We start from the raw sequence: 17,572 nt of genomic DNA, 5'->3' as shown, positions 1-17,572 counted from the left end.
GCACCGCCCACACGACGAGGCGGTGAGGCGGACGGCGTGGCTGAACTGTGCGTGGTCGAGGTCCCCCGCTGGGACGTGCTTCGTGGCCGGGAAGATCCCTACGGCGTCGACTGGGAAGGCCGGCCCTTTCGTGCGCGCAGCACCACGAACTTCGGATCGCCGGCCATCACATCGCAGTTGCCGAAGATCCGGCGCAGCTTGACGTGGTAGCCGAGGTGCCGGTTGCCGATCACCCACAGCTCTCCCCCGGTCCGCAAGGCCCGCCGCGCCCCCGTGAACATCCGCCAGGCGGTCGCGTCGCCGACGGCCTGGTGGGTGTGGAAGGGCGGATTGTTGAGTACGAGGTCGACCGAGCCCGGATCCACACCGGTCAGGCCGTCGGCGAGCAGGAAGCGCGCGGCCCCCTGTGGGGCGTTGACCCGGGCCGACGCGATGGCCTGGTGTGACTCGTCGGCGTAGACGATCGTGGCCTCGGGGTTGTCCAGGGCCGCCGACATGCCGACGACGCCGTTGCCGCAGCCCAGGTCGGCGATGGTGACCGGGCCGGTGGTGCGGGGCAGGTGGGCGAGGAAGAAGCGGGTGCCGACGTCGAGCCGGTCGGCGCAGAAGACTCCGGCGTGGTTGACCACGGTACGCCCGGAGGCGGGCCCGATCCCGTCCGGCAGGGTGTAGGTCAGCGGCCAGGGATTCCCGCCACCCGCGGGGGAAGAAGGCGTGCTGAAGATCAGCCGGGCCTTCTGCTCGGCCAGCGACGTCCGTGTGGGCCCGATGATGGTCTCGAACAGCCGCAGCGTCGAGGTGTGGATCTCCTTGACCATCCCGGCCCCCACGACGACCGCGCCCGGACGCAGCGACGGCGCCAGCCGGTGGAGCTGGTCCTCCAGCACGGCCAGGCTCTTGGGCACCCGCACGAGCAGCGTGCCGACGTGCGGCGGCGGATCGTCCTGGGTGGACAGCAGCCGGACCGCGTCGGCGTCCACGCCGTTGCGTTTGAGGTTGGCGCGCGTGGCCTCCTGGGCGAGGTGGGAGTCGGAGATCTGGGTGGGCCGGTAGGCGGCCAGCGCGGTCGCCAGGGCGCCCCACCGGTCGAAGGCGATCACCACCTGGCCGGGATCGGAGGGCTCGCCGAGGTGGCGCAGCAGGTAGGCGTCGGCGGCGTCCCACGCGCGCAGCGGGTCGCGAGGGTCCTCTGGGTGGCGGGTGAGCTCAAGCTCGCCGCGTGACGTGGTCAAACGGTTCATCGTGCGTTTCAGGCTAGCGTGGGTGGCCGACGAGAAGGGAGCCGCGTGTGGACGTGGACGTGGTGGTCATCGGCGCCGGACCGGCGGGGGAGAACGTGGCCGGGCGGGCGGTACGCGGCGGGCTGAGCGCCGCGGTCGTGGAGGAGCACCTGGCCGGAGGCGAATGCTCCTACTACGCCTGCATTCCGAGCAAGGCGCTGCTGCGCCCGATGGAGCTGGCGGCCGAGGTGTCGCGGGTGCCGGGTTTGAGCACGGGCCCGGTGGACGTCGCCGCGGTGCTGGCCCGGCGCGACGAGGCGATCTCCGGCCTGGACGACAGCGGTCAGGTGGAGTGGGTGGAGAAGCTTCCCGCCGCGCTGGTGCGCGGCCGCGGGCGGCTGACGGGCCCGCGCGAGGTGGAGGTCACCGCGGCAGACGGTACGGTGACCCGCCTGCGTGCCCGGCACGCGGTGGTGCTGGCGACCGGGAGCGTCCCGGTCGTACCCGGCATCCCGGACCTGGCGCAGGCGCGCCCGTGGTTCAACCGGGAGGCGACCACGGTACGGCAGGTGCCCGAGCGCCTGGTCGTGCTGGGCGGCGGCGTGGTGGCCTGCGAGATGGCACAGGCGCTGCACGCTCTGGGCGCGCGCGAGACGACGCTCCTGGTACGCGGCGGGCTGCTGGGCAGGATGGAGCCGTTCGCCGGGGAACTGCTGGCCGATTCGCTGCGGAAGTCGGGCATCGACCTGCGTACCGGCGTGTCGGTGGAGCGGGTGGAACGGCCGGTGGACGGCGGGCCGGTCACCGTGCACCTGGCGGACGGCTCGGCGGTGGAGGCCGACGAGCTGCTGGTGGCGACCGGGCGCGAGGCGGCCGTCGGCGACGTGGGGCTGGAGAGCGTGGGCCTGGCGGCCGAGGGGCCCATCGAGGTGGACGACAGCATGCGGGTGCCGGGCTTCGACTGGCTGTACGCGGTCGGCGACGTCAACGGGCGCAGCCTGCTCACCCACATGGGCAAGTACCAGGCGCGGGTGTGCGGCGACGTCATCGCGGCGCGCGCGGCGGGCGAGCCGGACGACGGCCCGGCGCTGCGCGACAGCGCGGACGGGCGCGGGGCGCCGCAGGTGGTCTTCACCGACCCGCAGGCCGCTTCGGTGGGCCTGACCGCGCAGGCGGCCCGGCGCCAGGGGATGGACGTGCGGGTGGTGGACTACGACATGGCCTCGGTGGCGGGGGCGTACCTGCTCGGCGACGGCTATGCCGGGCGGGCCAGGATGGTCGTGGACGAGTCGCGCAAGGTGCCGGTCGGCGTGACGTTCGTCGGCCCCGGTGTGGGCGAGCTGCTGCACGCGGCGACGATCGCGGTGACGGCCGAGGTGCCGATGGAGAAGCTGTGGCACGCGGTCCCGTCCTTCCCCGCGGTCAGCGAGGTGTGGCTGCGCCTGCTGGAGGAGTACGGGCTCTAGACACCTTGGAAACCGCTTTCCCAGCGGATAGCATCACCGCCGTGAAGGACACCGGTTCCGAGCTGATCCATGAGGCGGGCGGCGTTGAGATCCTCCGCTACGTCTACCGTCCCGACATGCCCGTCGAGGAGTCCCCCAAGCCGTACTTCCACCCGCTGCGCACCCTGGACGGCGACGTGGTCACGGGTTACCGCCCGCACGACCACCGCTGGCACAAGGGCCTGCAGATGACCGCCTCCCACCTGTCCGGGCAGAACTTCTGGGGCGGCGGCACGTACGTCCACGACCAGGCCCGCTACATCCAGCGGGACAACAACGGCACCATGCGCCACGAGGGGTGGCTCTCCCCCGGCGTCGAACGGCTGACCTGGTGGACGCGGGCCGGCGAGCGGTGGGTCGAGGAGACCCGCCGCTTCCGCGTCACGGTGGAGGAGTCGTGGTGGCGGCTCGACTTCGCCACCACGCTGCGCAACGTGCGCGGCGCGGACCTGATGTTCGGCAGCCCGACGACGCACGGCCGCCCCCTCGCCGGCTACAGCGGCCTGTTCTGGCGCGGCCCGCGCGACCTCACCGGCGGCACGATCCTGTCCTCTGAGGGCAGGTCGGGCGAGGACATGATGGGCCAGAACGCCCCCTGGCTGGCCTACACCGGCAGGCACGACGAGGTGGACCGCGCCTCGACGCTGCTGTTCCTGAGCGAGCCGGGCCAGACGTGGTTCGCCAGGAACGCGTGGTTCCCGGCGGTCAACCCGTCGATCGCCTTCCACGACGAGGTACGGCTCCCGCCGGAGGCCACCCTCGACCTCGCCTACGCCCTGGTCGTCGGCAACGGCGCGTGGGAACGCGAACGGATCGAGGAACACGTGAGCCGGGCGGCGCCGCCGCGCGTCTAAGGAGTATGAAGATCTGGCGCCTCATCCTCTTGCCGGTGCTGCTGCTGGGCCTGGTCGCCGGGCTCGGCCTGCCCGCGCAGGCGGTGGCCGTACAGCAGAAGAAGCTGCTCGTGGAGCTGCGCAGGGAGGGCGGCTTCGCGGGGTTCAACGACCGCGTGAGGGTCTACACCAACTCCTGCGTACGGCTCAGCCGCCGCACCGGCCCGACCGTCGACAAATGCCTGACCAGGGCGGAGTGGCGCACGCTCAAGGCCCACCTGAAGCGGTTGAAGCTGGGCAGGTCGCAGGCCCGCCCGCAGGGGGCCGACTTCCTGAAGTACACGTTGAAGTACCGCGGCCACCGCGTCGTCAAGTACCAGCTCACCAAGACCTGGTCCCCGGTGGTCAGGGACCTGGAGAAGGTCCTGGAGAAGTACTGGGCGCCCGACTAGCTGCCCTGGCGGTGGGGCCGGCTCGGGTCGACCTTGGCGTTGAGCAGCGCGGCGTTGATCATGTCGTAGAACTCCTGCGCGGTCTTGACCTGCGGGTGGGCGAGCATGGCGTTGGCGATGACCTCCGAGCGTGCCTCGGTGAAGCTGGGGTTGTCCTTCTTCAGGCTCTTCAGGTAGCGGGCGGGCTCGTGCGACCAGCCGATGCCCGGGGCGAGGCGACGGTAGAAGGGCGCGAGCGTGTCGTCGAGGTCCTCGGGGCCGACGGACTCCTCCAGCACCTCGACGATGCGGTTGCCGACCTGGTCTTGGGGCGCGTTGTTGTCCCGCATGGCGTAATAAATCACGATCTTGTCGTGTTTGGCGGGGACGCCCTGCTGGTCCTTGCCTGAGGCGTACATCTTGAACTGGCGGAAATATCGTGAGATCTGGGGGTCGGAGTAGAGGCGCGTGAGGTTCCGGCCTATGCGCAGCGCGGCCTCCTGGTTGTTGACGTTGACGACGATGCGCCGGGCCTTGCCGTCCAGCGTGGCGTCGTCGCGGTCGGCGCCGAGGTTCCTGACGCGGAAGTAGCCGCCCCCGGAGTCGAGCACGGCGTCGAAGGCGCCGCGGCTCTGGGGCTTGACCTCGTAGACTCTGCCGCCGTCGTCCCTGAACCGGCGCATCGCGGCCTTGTCGACGCCGCGGTTCAGATAGCCGTTGTCGGCCATGGTGACGAAGTTGTAGACCTTCGTCGTGCTGACGGTGTCCGCGGCCGCCGTGGAGAGACGGCGGTCCTGGCCCTGGTAGAAGCGGTTGTAGACGGCGCGCAGCGCCCGCTTGTCGGCGTCGGAGCTGAGCGTCTGGCGCTCGGTGTCGGTCCAGGCGGGCACCGAGGTGAGCCGCCTGTTCTTGGTCACGCCGCCGCGCGGGCGGCGCAGGTTCGCGGCCGGGGTGGTGCCCGTGCTGCGGCGGCGGGTACGCGTGTTGTTGTTCCGCCGGTTCCCGGCGTTGCCGTGGGCGGGCATGGCGCGCCTCCTTCTACGGTGCCCGAAAGATTTACAGTGCCCGGTAGGTCAGGACGAGGCCGAGGCCGGCGAGCGCGGTCTTGTCGCCCTCCAGCACCAGCGCCCAGGGGGCGCCGAGGCCGAGGCCCGGGGTGCGCACCGGTTTGCCGTGCTCCAGCGCGAAGCGCGGATCGCCGTTGACCAGGAAGCGGGCGGCGCCGCCGTCGAGGTCGTAGCGGGCGTAGACGCCGGTGATCTGGCGGCCGCTCATGCCGGGGAACAGCTCCGGCGTCAGCGGCAGCGTCAGCCCGCGCGTCTCCTCGCCGGCCATGAAGTCCTCCCACGAGGCGGGGAAGTCGGCGGGCACGTCGAAGAACCGGGCGGCCGGGTACGGGCGCAGCATGCCCCTGACCGCGTTGGCGAAGACCTCCCCGCCGGGCAGGGCCGTGTAGCGCAGAGTGATCATGACGTCGGCCAGGTCGGCCGGACGCCGGCCGGACAGCTCCAGCCGCCAGGTGGACACCGCGCCACAACCCTCGAAGGGCAGGTAGCGGTCGTCGTCGTAGCGCAGCTCGAACAGGCCGTTGTTCTCCATCCCCGCCTGCACGTGCGACAGCGCGACCTGCTGGCCGGGCCGCCAGTCCGCGCGCAGCGTGGCGGGCGGCGCGCCCTTGGGATCGAGCAGGTACGCGACCGCCTTCGGGTCGGGCTCCTGCACGGTACGCCCGGACAGCTGGGCGAGGGTGGCGTTGACCGGCTCCGCCGCGTCGAAGGCGAGCGCGATCGTGCGCACACGCCGCCGGTAGTGTCCGGGGAAGTCGCGGTCGAACATCGCCTCACCGAGCGAGAACTCGCACCTGCCGGTGTCGCGCAGGCTGAGCAGCGCCAGCGGGTCGAGGTCGAGCAGGGAGACCTGCCTGGTGATCTCCAGGTCGCGGCCGGCGCCGTCCAGGTAGGCCTTGCCGAGCCGGTCCAGGTCGAAGGCGAGGCTGTCGCCCGCCATCAGGCCGCCGCGCCTGCTGTCCCAGTAGACCGGCCGGATGTACGGCTCGCCCGCCCCGCCCCGCTCGTACCGGTAGGCGCGCTCGGCGGCGCGGGCCAGCTCGTGGGCCAGGTGGTAGGCCTGGAAGTACATGCCGGCCAGTTGCCCGGACATCCACTGGTACAGCTGCGCCCCGGCGAACTTCCCGGTGAGGAAGGAGGCCACGGCCCGCTGGTGGGCGAGGTCCTGTTCGAGGATCTCCAGCTCGCGCCGGGCGGCGCCGAGCCTGAGCTTCTCCGCGGCGATCTGGTGCCCGAGCTGGGTCAGGTCGCTCTTGGCCAGGCCGAGCTGCAGGCGCCAGTCGTCGCTCGCGCTCTCGTGCTCCGCGCGGACCCCGAGCAGCTCGCCGACCACACTGAGCCCCTCGCCGAGCGTCGTGGAGATCTCGGCGGTCTGCTCAAGTGCGCCGCCGAGCTGGTCGCCGCCGTACTCCAAGCCCATGATGAACGGGCCGACGAGCGTCTGCGGCGCCCCGGTGACCAGCGCGGCGGCGATCTTCAGCCCGCTGCCGGCGAAGTGCATCGCCGCCGCCGCGGCCATGACGTCGAGCTGCGCCCGCTGCGTCGGCGTGAGCCCGGTGGTGAGCAGCCGCTCGTAGTGAGTGGCGCGGTCCTTGGCGGACGCCCTGCCCGCCTCCAGCTCGTTCAGGGTCTCGGCGGCGATGCCGACCTCCGCCTCCTTGATCGCGCGGGTGAGGTCGAGGATCGTGCCCTGCTGCCGGTTGTGCAGCAGCGCCAGCTCCTCGGCGTCACGCCGTTCGAACGCGCCGAGCAGGTCGGCGCCGAACTGGCGCAGCTTGTCGGCCAGCTCCTGCGCCTTCCTGAACACCACGGGGAAGCGGTGGTGCGGCACCGGCGCCGTGAGCGCCGCCGCCCCGGCCCCGGCGGCCGCGCCGTTCGCGGCGGTGCCGCGCACCAGCGCCATGACGTCGGCGGGCGGCTCGAACAGCGGCAGCGGCTGGGCGATCCCGTGGATGTTCAGCGACCGCCTGATCTTGCGCAGCCGGTCCTCCACCCGTGTCCAGTACGCGCCGAACTCGGCGTTCTCCGGCACGTGGAAGTACGGCTCCGCCACGCCCGCGTGCACCTCCCCCGCCTCCTTCAGCAGGCTGCCGCCGGCGGTGAGCCCGGCCGGCGCGGTGCCGTTCCCGGCCACCGGCAGCCGCGCGTACGGCAGCGCCGGCGACAGCGCCTTCGGCCCGTAGCCGAGGTCGCGCTCGCCGAGCAGGTCGTGGGCGAAGACGTAGAGCATCCTGGCCTCGTCGACGCTCTCCGCCGTGTGCTGGCCGAACAGCAGGTCGCCCCAGTCGAGCAGGTTGTCGACGTAGGCCATCACGACCCATCGCCGGTAGGCGGAGGGCCGCAGCTCGGCGATCGCGTGGGGGTCGCGCGGGTCGTCCATGTAGGCCTTCATCAGCGCGCCCCGGTCGCCCATGAGCGCGTACTGGCGGCCGAGGCGGCCCAGCATGCCGATCCGCTCACGCAGCCGCCGCGCCGCCTCACGGGTCCGCGGCGTGGTGCCCTCCGGTACGGCCGGCCGTACCGTGGACAGGGTGGCGAGGAAGGCGAGCTCGCGGCCGTCGAGCTCGCGGTGCTGCAGGAAGGCCTCGTGCAGCGGTTCCAGGCGGAGCAGGCGCGGTTCCAGCTCGGCGGCCACCGCGTCCGCCGGGGCGCCGAGTTCGCGCAGGTCGGCGCGGCAGCCGTCGACGAGCGCGCGCACGTCGGCGGCCAGGAACGGCACGAAGCGCCAGTGCCCGCCGGGCTCGGTGGGGTCGAAGACGTACTCGTACCAGCGGCGGGCCTCCTCGAAGTTCTGGGCGCCGTTGAGCGCCTGCGCGATGAGCATGGGCGCGTGGAAGAAGATCTCCCAGTAGTACAGGCCGTTGGCGCTCTGGAAGTCGAGGTGTGTGCCGGCCGGCACGCCGGAGGGGAACATCTCGCCCTTGACCTTGATCGTGGTCGGGGTGGAGGCGTCGTCCGGGTCGGCGCTGAAGGCGGGCAGCTCGTCGGTCTCCTGGGTCTCGGGGTCGAGCAGGGCCGGGACGCCGCCGGTCAGCAGCCGCCGGTTGAGTTCGTAGGCGGTGCTGGAGGTCAGGCGGACGATCTCGTGCGGCAGTGCCGCCCACTCGTACGGGCGCGGGATCGGCACGCCCTTCGGGTAGGCGGCGTAGGACTCGCCGGTGAAGACGTAGAGCAGGTCCTCGGCGTCGAGCACGCCGGAGATCGGGCCGGGGGGCAGCGAGCGCCAGTTCTCGCTGACGGGCAGCAGGGGCCGGAGCGTGCCGAGGTCCTGGCCGGGGCGGAGCCGTCCGTAGAGGGGGCCGGACAGGACGTAGCGGCGGAAGACGGCGTTGACCCGCGACGGGATCGGCTTGGGGTAGCCGGCGTCGACGTACTCGGGGACGCCGCCGCCCGCGGGCAGCGTGTAGCGGACGACCTCGAGCTGGGAGGTGAGGTAGAGGAAGTCGCCCTCGACGTAGGCGGATTCGACCGTGCCGCTCGAGTCGACGGCGGTCACGACGCGGCCGAGCTCGCGGGTCGGGCGGGTCCGGTCGCCGTCGGTGTAGGTGCCGGCCGCGTTGTCGAAGACGTACGTGCGTCCGCCGAAGGAGAAGGCGACGCGGTCGTCGGCGTCGTCACGGCCGCTCACCGCGCGCAGGAAGCGCTTCACCGGCGGCTCCGAGCGGCGGCCCGGCAGCGGGATGAGCGTGCCGAGCGCGCCGGATCGGGCGTACCCGTCCTGCGCCAGGAAGTGCTCGGTGTCGCCGGGGCCGCTGAAGGCGGCTTCGACCTTGCGCCACTGCGGGAGGTTCTCGGTGTTGCCCGCCAGCGGCAGGGGGTAGCGGGGGTCGAGGGTGCCGAACGTGCGGCCGGTGTAGCGGTAGTACTGGTCACCGGAGAAGAGGAAGACCTGCTCGCCGCGCACCAGCACGGCGTCGACGACGCCGGTTCTGAGCAGGTTGGTGGCGACGACGCCCCATCGGCCGGAGGTGGGCTCGGGGCCCGCCTCGCCGTTCCGGGACAGGACCGTGTAGCGCTTGGCGCCGTTGTCGAAGAAGTAGCGGTCGCCGGAGGAGGTCACGAAGCCGGCGTCGATCCGGTTCCAGGCGGGCAGCTCGCCGGGGGCGGAGTTGATCGGCCGCAGCCGCGGCTCGTCGCCGGGCACCGCGGTGATCGGCCGGCACAGGAAGCTGCCGCCCTTGTGGTCGACGCTCAGCCACGGGCCGTCCTGCGACCCGACGGGCATGCCGAACGGCACGACGCCCTCGGCGGCGACCCGCTCGTCGAAGATGTTCACCGGTTCCGCCGCCTTCGGGGGCGGGGCGACCGCCACGGTGGCGCGGCTGGCGTACAGCTCGGGCGTGAGCACGAACGACGAGCTCGTGGCCTCGTCCCCGGCCTGGTAGAAGCAGGTGATCACGATCGTGTCGTGTTCGCCCGCCGCCTGTCCCGGCACCGTGCGCGAGGCCTGCACGGACAGGGAGACCCCGGTGACCGGCTCGTCCCGCAGCTCCTCGACCGGCAGTTCCTGGGCCGCGACCCATTCCTCGGTGAGGTTGGAGAAGGAGTAGCGGATCCTGATCCGGTAGGACGGCGGCGGCGCGCTCACCTCCCGCTTGCCGTCCTTCGGCTCCTCGGAGATGGTGGTCGTCGCGGTGACCGGCGGGGAGACGGTCTCGACGACCGGCCAGAAGACGAAGATCCGGCCGAAGGCGTGCACGGGGTAGACCTTCTCGACGTCGATCTGCACGCCGGCCTTCTGCCAGGGCTGCCAGGTGGCCGACAGCCGGTCGCGGTCCCTGAACTCCGCGGTCCGGCAGTAGTAGCGCATCGGCGCGGTCCTGGTGCGGCCGAACAGGACCAGCCGCCGCTCGCCGGGCAGCGCGCCGTCCGCGGTGTAGACGTAGCCGCCGGCGATGGCCAGCCGCGAGACCTCGGTGTACTCGTCCAGGTAGCGCTTGTAGGCGCGCCGTACCCCGTCGTCGGTGATCTCGCCCTGGAGCAGCTCGTCCTCCAGCACGCGGAAGGCGGGGGTCTTGCCGCCGCGCAGCTCGGGCCGCAGGTAGTTCTCCGGGTGCAGGAAGACCTTGCGGTTGGCCTCCCAGAGCCGGTAGTTGCGCATCCAGGCCCACCACGTCCTGATCCGCCGCCTGACGGTCTCGGGCTCGCGCCCGGCGGGCAGGCTCACCTGTTCCAGGTCGAGCAGGTAACGATGCAGGTAGAGCTGGGTGGCCGCGATCGCCTCCCGCACGGGCGAGGTCCGGCCCGCCGCGCCCATCTCGACGTCGATGAGCAGCCGCTCGAACAGTTCCTTCGGGGTACGGCCCGCCGCCACGCAGGCCAGGAGCGCGTCCCGCCTGAGCACGTTGAGCTCGTCGCGCACCGTCGCCGACAGCGTGGCCCAGCCGGGCCCCCGGGCCAGCAGCCGTTCCAGCGCGTCACCCGCGGCGCCGAGCTTTCCTGTGCGCACCGGCTCCCAGATCTCGGCGTGCAGCCGCGACGGCGGCGTGCCCATGCGCCCGGCGACGGTGAACAGCGTGTCCAGGCGCAGCAGGAACTCGATCTCGAAGCGCGACTCCTCGGCCGTAACCGCGTGCAGGAGCGCGGTGTTGCGCCGGGCCCAGCGCACCTCGTCGAGGTCCCAGCCGAACAGGCCGGACAGGAACGTGTAGGGGTCGGCCCCGCCCTTCTCCAGGAAGTCCGCCAGGCCGGGGCGGGAGCCGGCCATCCGGGCGAAGGCGGCGATCGTGTGCAGGTCGCTCAGCCGGTAGTCGGCCGCGTCGGCCCAGCGGTGGCGTACCTCCTGCGGGAAGGTGCGGTCGATCCTGGCGAAGCCGGGCCCGGAGTAGCGGACGAACCGGTCCTGCTGGAGCAGGTAGGTGCGCTCGTGAAAGGTGAAGGCGGCGTCGGGGCCGCGCTCGAAGGTGCCGGGCAGGTCGCCCCAGTCGTCCTGGACCGTGCGCGGGTAGCCCGCCTCCACCTGGTCGAGCACGCCGGGACGGTAGCGGACGTACTGCCCGGCGCGGAAGGCGTAGATCTCACCCGCCGGGGTGGCGAAGGCGGCGTCGATCGCGCCGGCGAAGGCGTTGCGCACCCGGCCCCACGTCCCGGCGACCGGGCGGACCCGGCCCTTGTCCAGGTAGTTCTTGCCCTTGAACAGGTAGACGCCGGTCGGCGCGGCAAAGGCGGCGTCGATCCCGTCCTGGAAGTCCGGCGGCAGGTCGCGCAGGCCGGGCAGCTCGCCCGGGAGCCCGGCGGCGATCGTGCGCGGATAGCCGTCGTCCACGTGGGCGAAGGCGGTGCCGGTGTAGCGGACGTACTGGTCGCCGGAGAACAGGTAGGTAACCGCGCCGTTGACCAGGGCCGCGTCCACCCGGCCCCGCTCGGCCAGGACGTTGCGGACCCGGCCGAGCTGCCCGAGACCGTCGGTGGCCGCGGCCGTCCTGGCGGCCACGTGGCAGGCGCCGCCGGCGAAGACGTAGACGTTGCGCGGGTTCGCCAGCACCGCGTCCACGCGCTCGGTGTCGTCGAACGCCTCGGGCAGGGCGGCGAAGGCCTCCTCGCCGCGCAGGTTCCCGGCGATCGGCCTGGGGTAGCCGGGGTCGGCGTAGCGGTACTCCGGGCCGGTGTAGCGGACGTAGCGGGGCCCGGAGAACAGGTACGTGTGGCGGCCGGTCACCACGGCGGCGTCGATCGTGCCGCCCTCGGCCACGAACGGGTTGCGGGACCTGCCCCACCGCTCGCGGATGGGAGCGGGCGGCTCGCCGTAGCGGGTGTAGTGCTCCTTGAAGAAGAAGTACGTGGCGCCGTCGGCGGCGGTGAAGGCGGTGCGCAGGGCGTCGCCGGGTTCGAGGTCGCGGTCGTAGCCGGGCCAGATGCGTTCGACGGGGCGCGGGTAGGACCAGTGGGCGGCGCGCTCGTCGTACTGGACGCACTGCTCGCCGTACAGCAGGAGCATGGTCTGGCCCTGGAACAGGACGGCGTCGGGGATCGGGTGGCCCTCGACGCGGTAGTGATCGGGGACGTCCCAGAAGCCGGAGTCGGCGGTGACCGGGTAGCCGAGGTCGGGTTCGGCGTAGCTGGTGCCCGAGTAGGCGAGGTAGCGCGTCTTGCCGCCCGGGTCGGGCTTCTCGAACAGGTAGGTGGTGCCGTTCCTGACGTAGGCGAGGGCGACGCCGGTCAGGCCGCCCCAGTGGGCGGCGATGGGCTGGGGGTCGGCGTCGGTGACGGTGACGGCGCCGGTGTAGGAGACGAACTGGTCGCCGCTGAAGAGGTACGTCTTCCCGTCCCGGCCGACGAAGGCCGCATCGACCGTGTTGTCGTGATAAATGCGGTTGTGGGGGTGGCCCCACTCCTCCGCCAGCGGGTACTCCTTGCCCAGCCGGACGTTGAGGCACGCGGTCCCCTTGAACAGGTACGTGGTGCCGTCGGCGCCGGTCAGCACCGCGTCGAGGCCGCCGCGGAAGGCGTCGGGGACCGTGCGCAGCGTTCTCGGGCGGGCGAGGTCCCCATCTCCCGGCGGCCCCGCCTCGATCGCCGGGAGGTGGCGCCACGCGCCGTCCCGCTCGGCCATGATCGCGCCGTCCTCCAGGAAGGCGCAGGTCACGGGGACGCCGTCGTAGCGGCGGTAGAGGGTGTCCGAGACGACGTGGCACCGGTCGCCGCGGAAGAGGTAGACGTTGCGCCGGTCGGCGAAGGCGGCGTCCAGGCCGTCGAGCGGCGTGCGCAGGCCGGACAGGCGCGGCTCGCCGGACAACGCCGACAGGGCGCGCGGGTAGCCGTCGTCCACGACGTCGAAGCGGTCGTCGGTGTAGCGGACGTACTGCCCGCCGGAGAACAGGTAGGTGTGGCGGCGCGGCGTCTCGACGTCGCCGTCCCGTTCGACGACCTGCGTGACCAGCGTCGCGTCCACCCGCCCGGTCCTGGCCAGGGTGCAGTCCACGTTGCCCCAGAAGGAGGCGACCGGCGCCGGGTAGCCGTCGTCCGCCTTGGTGTAGTCGGCGCTCGAATAGCGCACGTAACTCCGCTCGCCGAAGACGTAGGTGCGGCCGTCCATGCCGACGAAGGCCGCGTCGACCTGGCCGAACGGCAGGCTGTCCCAATGCTCCCGTAGCTCGCGCGGCTCCGACCACCAGCGCCGCTTGTTGTCGTGGACCACGAACCGGCCGCCGGAGAACAGGTAGGTGAGGTTGTCGCGGCCGGTGAACACCGCGTCCACCGCCATCGGCTGGGGCAGGTTCCACCAGTTGTCAGAAACCGGCTTGGGGAAGCCCTCGTCGGGGACGGTGTAGTCGCGCCCGGAGTAGCGGACGTACTGGCCTTCGCCGAACAGGTAGGTCTTGCCGTCCAGGACGAACGCCGCGCCGACCCGCGTCAGCCCGCCCCAGTCGCCCGCGACGCGCCGGGGGTAGCCGAGGTCGATCGTGGTGTAGTCGGCGCCTGAGTAGCGGATGTACCTCTCGCCGCCGAACAGGTACGTCTTGCCGTCCAGGCCGACGAAGGCCGCGTCGACCTTGCCGTCGCGCAGCGCGGGCTCGATCACGCCCCATCGCTGGGCCGCCGGGACGGGCCGGTCGTCGCCCGAGACGGCCATGCCGTCCTTGAACCGGTGCAGGGTGCCGGAGGCGTCGGCGAAGGCGGCGTCGAACCGCTCCCCGGCGCGGCGCGGGTAGCCGTCGTCCACGTGGACGCCGTCGTTCTCGATGCTGTCGGTGTAGCGCACCACCTGGTCGCCGCTGAACAGGTAGACCTTGCCGCGGTCGGTGTAGGCGGCGTCGACGCGGGTGGCGCCGTCGAAGGCGTTGCGCACCCGGCCCCACGTCCCGGCCACCGGCGTGCCCTCGGCGTGGTCTTCCTGGCCCGTGGGCTCGGCGTCTCCGGTCGTGACGTGCCAGGTGCCGCCGGTGAAGGTGTAGGTACGACCGTCGCCGCCGTAGAACTGGGCGTCGATGCCCGCACCGGCGGCACGGGGGAAACCCTCGTCGGCGAAGCCGTAGTCCTGGCCCGAGTAGCGCACCCGCTGGCCGCCCGCGACCAGGTGTACCCGGCCCGCCGCGTCCACGTGGGCGCTGTCGATCCTGGCCGGGTCGTCGAAGGCGTTCGCGACCTTGCCCCAGTGCTGCTCCCTCGGCACCCAGCGGGTACTTCCGGGCTGGCGGGTGAAGGAGCGGGAGACCCGGTCGGGGCCGTGCGCGACGATCCACTCCTCGCCGTCCGGCAGCGCGAAGGCGGCGTCCACCGCCTCCAGCCCGGTGAAGCGGGGTGACAGCTCGCTCAGCGGGTGCGTCACCTCGTCGGTCCTGGCCAGGGTGGCCGCGGAGTAGAGCAGGTAGTGGTCGCCGGCGAAGACGTAGACGTGGCCGTCGGAGCTTTCCAGGAGCGCGTCGAAGCGCTCGGTGCCCGGCGGCAGCACCAGCGGCTCGGGGAACTTGCCGACCAGGTCCTGGTCGTGGAAGGCGACGGCCACCTCGGCCGGGTCCAGGCCGAGCTTGGCCGCCAGCAGCGCGAAGCGCCTGACGCGCCGGTGCGTCAGCCGGAACCGGGTGTCGGCCGCGCCCTCCAGCGCGGGCGGGACCAGGATGTCGAGCGCCTCGTCCATGCCGCCGGCGACGGCGGCGCAGATCGCCTGCGCGGTGTCCGCCGGGACGCCGAGCGCGTCCTGGAGCACGTCCGCCAGCGCCGCCCGCTGCCGCCCGGCCTGCCTGGCCAGCGCCGCGCCGACCTCGGCCATCGCCGCCGCCGTTTCCGTCGCCGCCGTGTGCAGCAGGAAGAACACGTCCTTGGCGTAGTCCTCCAGGCCTTCGAGCGTGAAGTCGAGCGCCGCGGCCACGTTGCCGAAGAAGTCCAGCCGCTCCAGCGGTACGGCCAGCCCGTCGTCCAGGTCGCCCCGCTCGACGAGCAGCCCGATCAGCCCGTCGCGCTCGCCTTCGTCGAACCCCAGCTCCGCCAGCGCGGCCGGATCGAGCCGGTAGGGCCGCTGCCCGGCCCTGATCTCCTCCAGCCGGGTCCGGGCCGTCGCGACCTCGGCCGCGGTGAACCCCACCGTCAGCCCCGGCGGTTCGTCCGCCGGAGCCGTGCTCTCGGCGTCCAGGACCCACAGGGGCAGGCCGTCGCCGGGGGCGGGAGGCTCGCGCAGCGCGGCGGTCAGGGCGTCCAGCACGCGCTGGGCGGCGGCCTCGTCGGCGACCTGGGCGAAGTCGTCGGCCGTGAAGGTGAACAGCTCCGCCTTGAACGCCGCGATCTGCCCCTGCACGGCGTCGAGGATGGCCCGCCGGTGCGGGTAGAACTCCAGCGCCAGCGTGAAGTCCGCCGGCCGGAGCCGGGCCAGCGCCGCCTTGTCCACGTAGACGCCGTCCGCGTCCAGGTAGCCGTTGAAGCGCAGGCTCGGGAGGGGGTCCTGCCCGCCGTACAGGCCGAGTTCGGCGGCCAGGGGCTCGGAGGCGAACCGTTCGGCGCGCTCGCGCAGGACCCCGAGCACGGCCGCCTCCACGTCGCCGAGCCCGGCGTTGACCTCGACCGGTCCCAGCACGCTCCCCTCGGTGTCGACGACGCCGTTGAACAGCAGGTTGTCGTACAGCTCCGCCCGCTCCGCCTCGGACAGGCCGGGCAGGCCCGCCAGGTCCGACGGGTACAGCCGCCCCTCGCCCGCCTCGGCCAGCGCGGCGACGGCCTCGGCGTGCGCGCCGAAGTCGCGAGCCAGGGGCCGGTCGCCGGCGGGCTCGGCCAGCAGGCCGCCGTCGGCCAGGCGGCCGGTCAGGACCAGGTTCGTGAAGATCTTCCCGGCCAGCCGCTCGCCCAGGCCGAGCCCGGTGAAGTCCTCCTTGGTGATCACCGCGAGGTCGTGCACGGCGTCGTAGGCGGCGGCGCGTACCGTGGCCGGGTCGAGCTTGAGCAGGCGGGGGTCGCGGCGGGAGACCACGCCGTCGTCGTAGGCGGCGAGCACGTCGTGCACGACCTGCGCGGCCCGCTCGCCGAAGCGCTCGCCGGCGAAGACCTTGGGCTCCAGCGCGACCCGGTCGAAGCGCTGGGCGAGCGCCGCGAGCAGCGCCTCCCGCTCGGCCGCCTCCTCCGGCGGCCCGTCGAGCACGGCTTTCAGCTCCCGGCCGCCGAAGCCGGTCTCCCGCATCCAGGTCGCGAGCGCGTGGAGCGTCTCGACCAGCCAGAGCGTGTCGGCGGGCGCGCCGCCCTCCAGGACGCGGTGGAGGTTCTGGGTGCCCGGTCCCCGGCCGCTCAGCACGGGGAAGGCGGTGTGCCGGTCGAGGGCGGGGTCGCTTTCGAGGGCGTCCAGCAGGTCGAAGAGCTCGGCGACGGAGACCCCCAGCGCACCGGCCAGCAGACCGGCCCGGTGCGGCAGCGTCACTGCCCGCCAGGTGTCCTGCGGCCGGTCGAAGGGACTGGGATCGGCTTCGCCGTGGCGGGCGCGGTAGCGGGTGACGATCTCGGCGAGGTCGCTCTCCGGCAGGCCGGCGGCGTGCGCGAGGTCGTGCCGGTACTGCTTGTTGTGCGCGCCCAGCAGGTCCCCGGTCCATGCTCCGAGCCCGGCCAGCGCCGCGCCCGCGCCGTACTCCTCGCGGGGTTCCGTGCGGATGGCGGCGGGCGACACCAGCACGCAGAGCTCCTCGACGCTGAGCCCGAACGCCTCGCGCAGGCGGGCGAGCGCCGCGACGACGCGCACCGCCGCCGCGTCCACCCGCGCCTCGTTGCAGGTCCGCAGCGCCAGGTCGAGGTCCGTCAGCGTCCATCCGGTACGGCGGGCCAGCCGCACGAACCGGTTCACCAGATCCAGCCACTCGACCGGCAGGGCCCCTTCCGCCCCGTCCCACAGCAGCCGGGTCCTGGTGGCGTCGGCCGAGACCCGCGTCCCTGGCAGCCCCAGCAGTTCCCCGAGCTCGGCGGCACCCAGCCCGAGCGCGCGCCGGAAGCGCTCGGGCTCGTGCAGGTTCGCGACCGGCTCCCGGTTCCCCAGCCCGTACAGCCCCTTGACCCCGTTCGCGCCGGTGACCGGCGTGATGATGACCTCGACGTCCTCGGCGGACAGGCCGAGGTGGAGCCGGGCGGCCAGAGCGTGGCCGCCGACGCCGGTGAACAGCCGCGCGAACGCGACCGGGTCCACCCCGAGGTGGCGCAGGTGGTTCTTCACCCGTTCGTGGCCGATCGAGAACGGCAGCGCCAGCGGGTGGCGCCGGTCCAGCAGTTCCTCGTCCGGAGGCTTGCCCTCGACCAGGCGCTCCAGCACCCGGTTGACGATGTCGAGGTACGGGACCGGGGTGAAGGTGTTGCCCGCGTCCAGCGGGATCTCGCCCAGGTCGGGCCGCCGGTCCAGGATCGGGACGCGGCCGAAGGCGCCTTCCATGAGCCGGAAGAGCTCGACCAGGTAGGCCGCGGGCGAGCTGACGGTCCGCGCCTCCTCCCCCTCCCGGAAGTCGAGCTGTCCGAAGAGCTGGGCATAACTGGGCAGCGATCCGTCTGCGCGCACGCGATCCCCCTACGTCTGACGCCCGGTGGTCGGCCGACTCATGTTCCGTCGCGGCAGCGGGG

Annotated in this window: 6 protein-coding genes; 3 read left to right on the top strand and 3 right to left on the bottom strand. The window is 72.8% G+C overall.

Annotation, left to right across the window (positions count from 1 at the left end; genetic code table 11):
• Positions 1-98: 98 nt before the first annotated feature.
• Complete coding sequence (locus ACFWYW_RS31900) at positions 99-1,241, bottom strand: methyltransferase (protein ID WP_379617893.1); 1,143 nt, start codon at positions 1,239-1,241, stop codon at positions 99-101.
• Positions 1,242-1,288: 47 nt separating this feature from the next.
• On the opposite strand from ACFWYW_RS31900, the gene ACFWYW_RS31895 reads away from it, so the two are divergent.
• From ACFWYW_RS31895 to ACFWYW_RS31885, 3 genes are read left to right on the top strand one after another with little or no spacing between them, the layout of a single operon-like run.
• Positions 1,289-2,686, top strand: coding sequence for a dihydrolipoyl dehydrogenase family protein (locus ACFWYW_RS31895; protein WP_379617895.1), 1,398 nt, complete (start codon positions 1,289-1,291; stop codon positions 2,684-2,686).
• A 41-nt stretch (positions 2,687-2,727) separates the two neighbouring features.
• A complete protein-coding gene (locus tag ACFWYW_RS31890; RefSeq protein WP_379617897.1) occupies positions 2,728-3,579 on the top strand; it encodes a PmoA family protein in 852 nt (283 codons plus the stop codon).
• 5 nt (positions 3,580-3,584) lie between these two features.
• The gene (locus ACFWYW_RS31885; RefSeq protein WP_379617899.1) at positions 3,585-4,010 is read left to right on the top strand and encodes a hypothetical protein; all 426 of its coding nucleotides are present in this window, start codon (positions 3,585-3,587) and stop codon (positions 4,008-4,010) included.
• On the opposite strand, the gene ACFWYW_RS31880 is transcribed toward ACFWYW_RS31885, so the two are convergent.
• Both ACFWYW_RS31880 and ACFWYW_RS31875 read right to left on the bottom strand, forming a co-directional pair.
• Complete coding sequence (locus tag ACFWYW_RS31880; protein WP_379617901.1) at positions 4,007-5,014, bottom strand: T3SS effector HopA1 family protein; 1,008 nt, start codon at positions 5,012-5,014, stop codon at positions 4,007-4,009. The genes ACFWYW_RS31885 and ACFWYW_RS31880 overlap by 4 nt on opposite strands.
• A gap of 31 nt (positions 5,015-5,045) precedes the next feature.
• Positions 5,046-17,510 carry a hemopexin repeat-containing protein gene (locus tag ACFWYW_RS31875; protein WP_379641135.1) on the bottom strand — a complete coding sequence of 4,155 codons (12,465 nt, stop codon included), beginning with the start codon at positions 17,508-17,510 and terminating at the stop codon, positions 5,046-5,048.
• Positions 17,511-17,572 lie beyond the last annotated feature (62 nt).

Source organism: Nonomuraea sp. NPDC059023, assembly GCF_042740095.1.
GTDB lineage: Bacteria > Actinomycetota > Actinomycetes > Streptosporangiales > Streptosporangiaceae > Nonomuraea.
This window is presented reverse-complemented; position numbering and strand designations above follow the sequence as displayed.

Excerpts from the sequence above, each read along its gene's own strand:
- ACFWYW_RS31900 (WP_379617893.1), bottom strand. The coding sequence starts at position 1,241 with ATGAACCGTTTGACCACGTCACGCGGCGAGCTTGAGCTCACCCGCCAC.
- ACFWYW_RS31885 (WP_379617899.1), top strand. The coding sequence starts at position 3,585 with ATGAAGATCTGGCGCCTCATCCTCTTGCCGGTGCTGCTGCTGGGCCTG.
- ACFWYW_RS31880 (WP_379617901.1), bottom strand. The coding sequence starts at position 5,014 with ATGCCCGCCCACGGCAACGCCGGGAACCGGCGGAACAACAACACGCGT.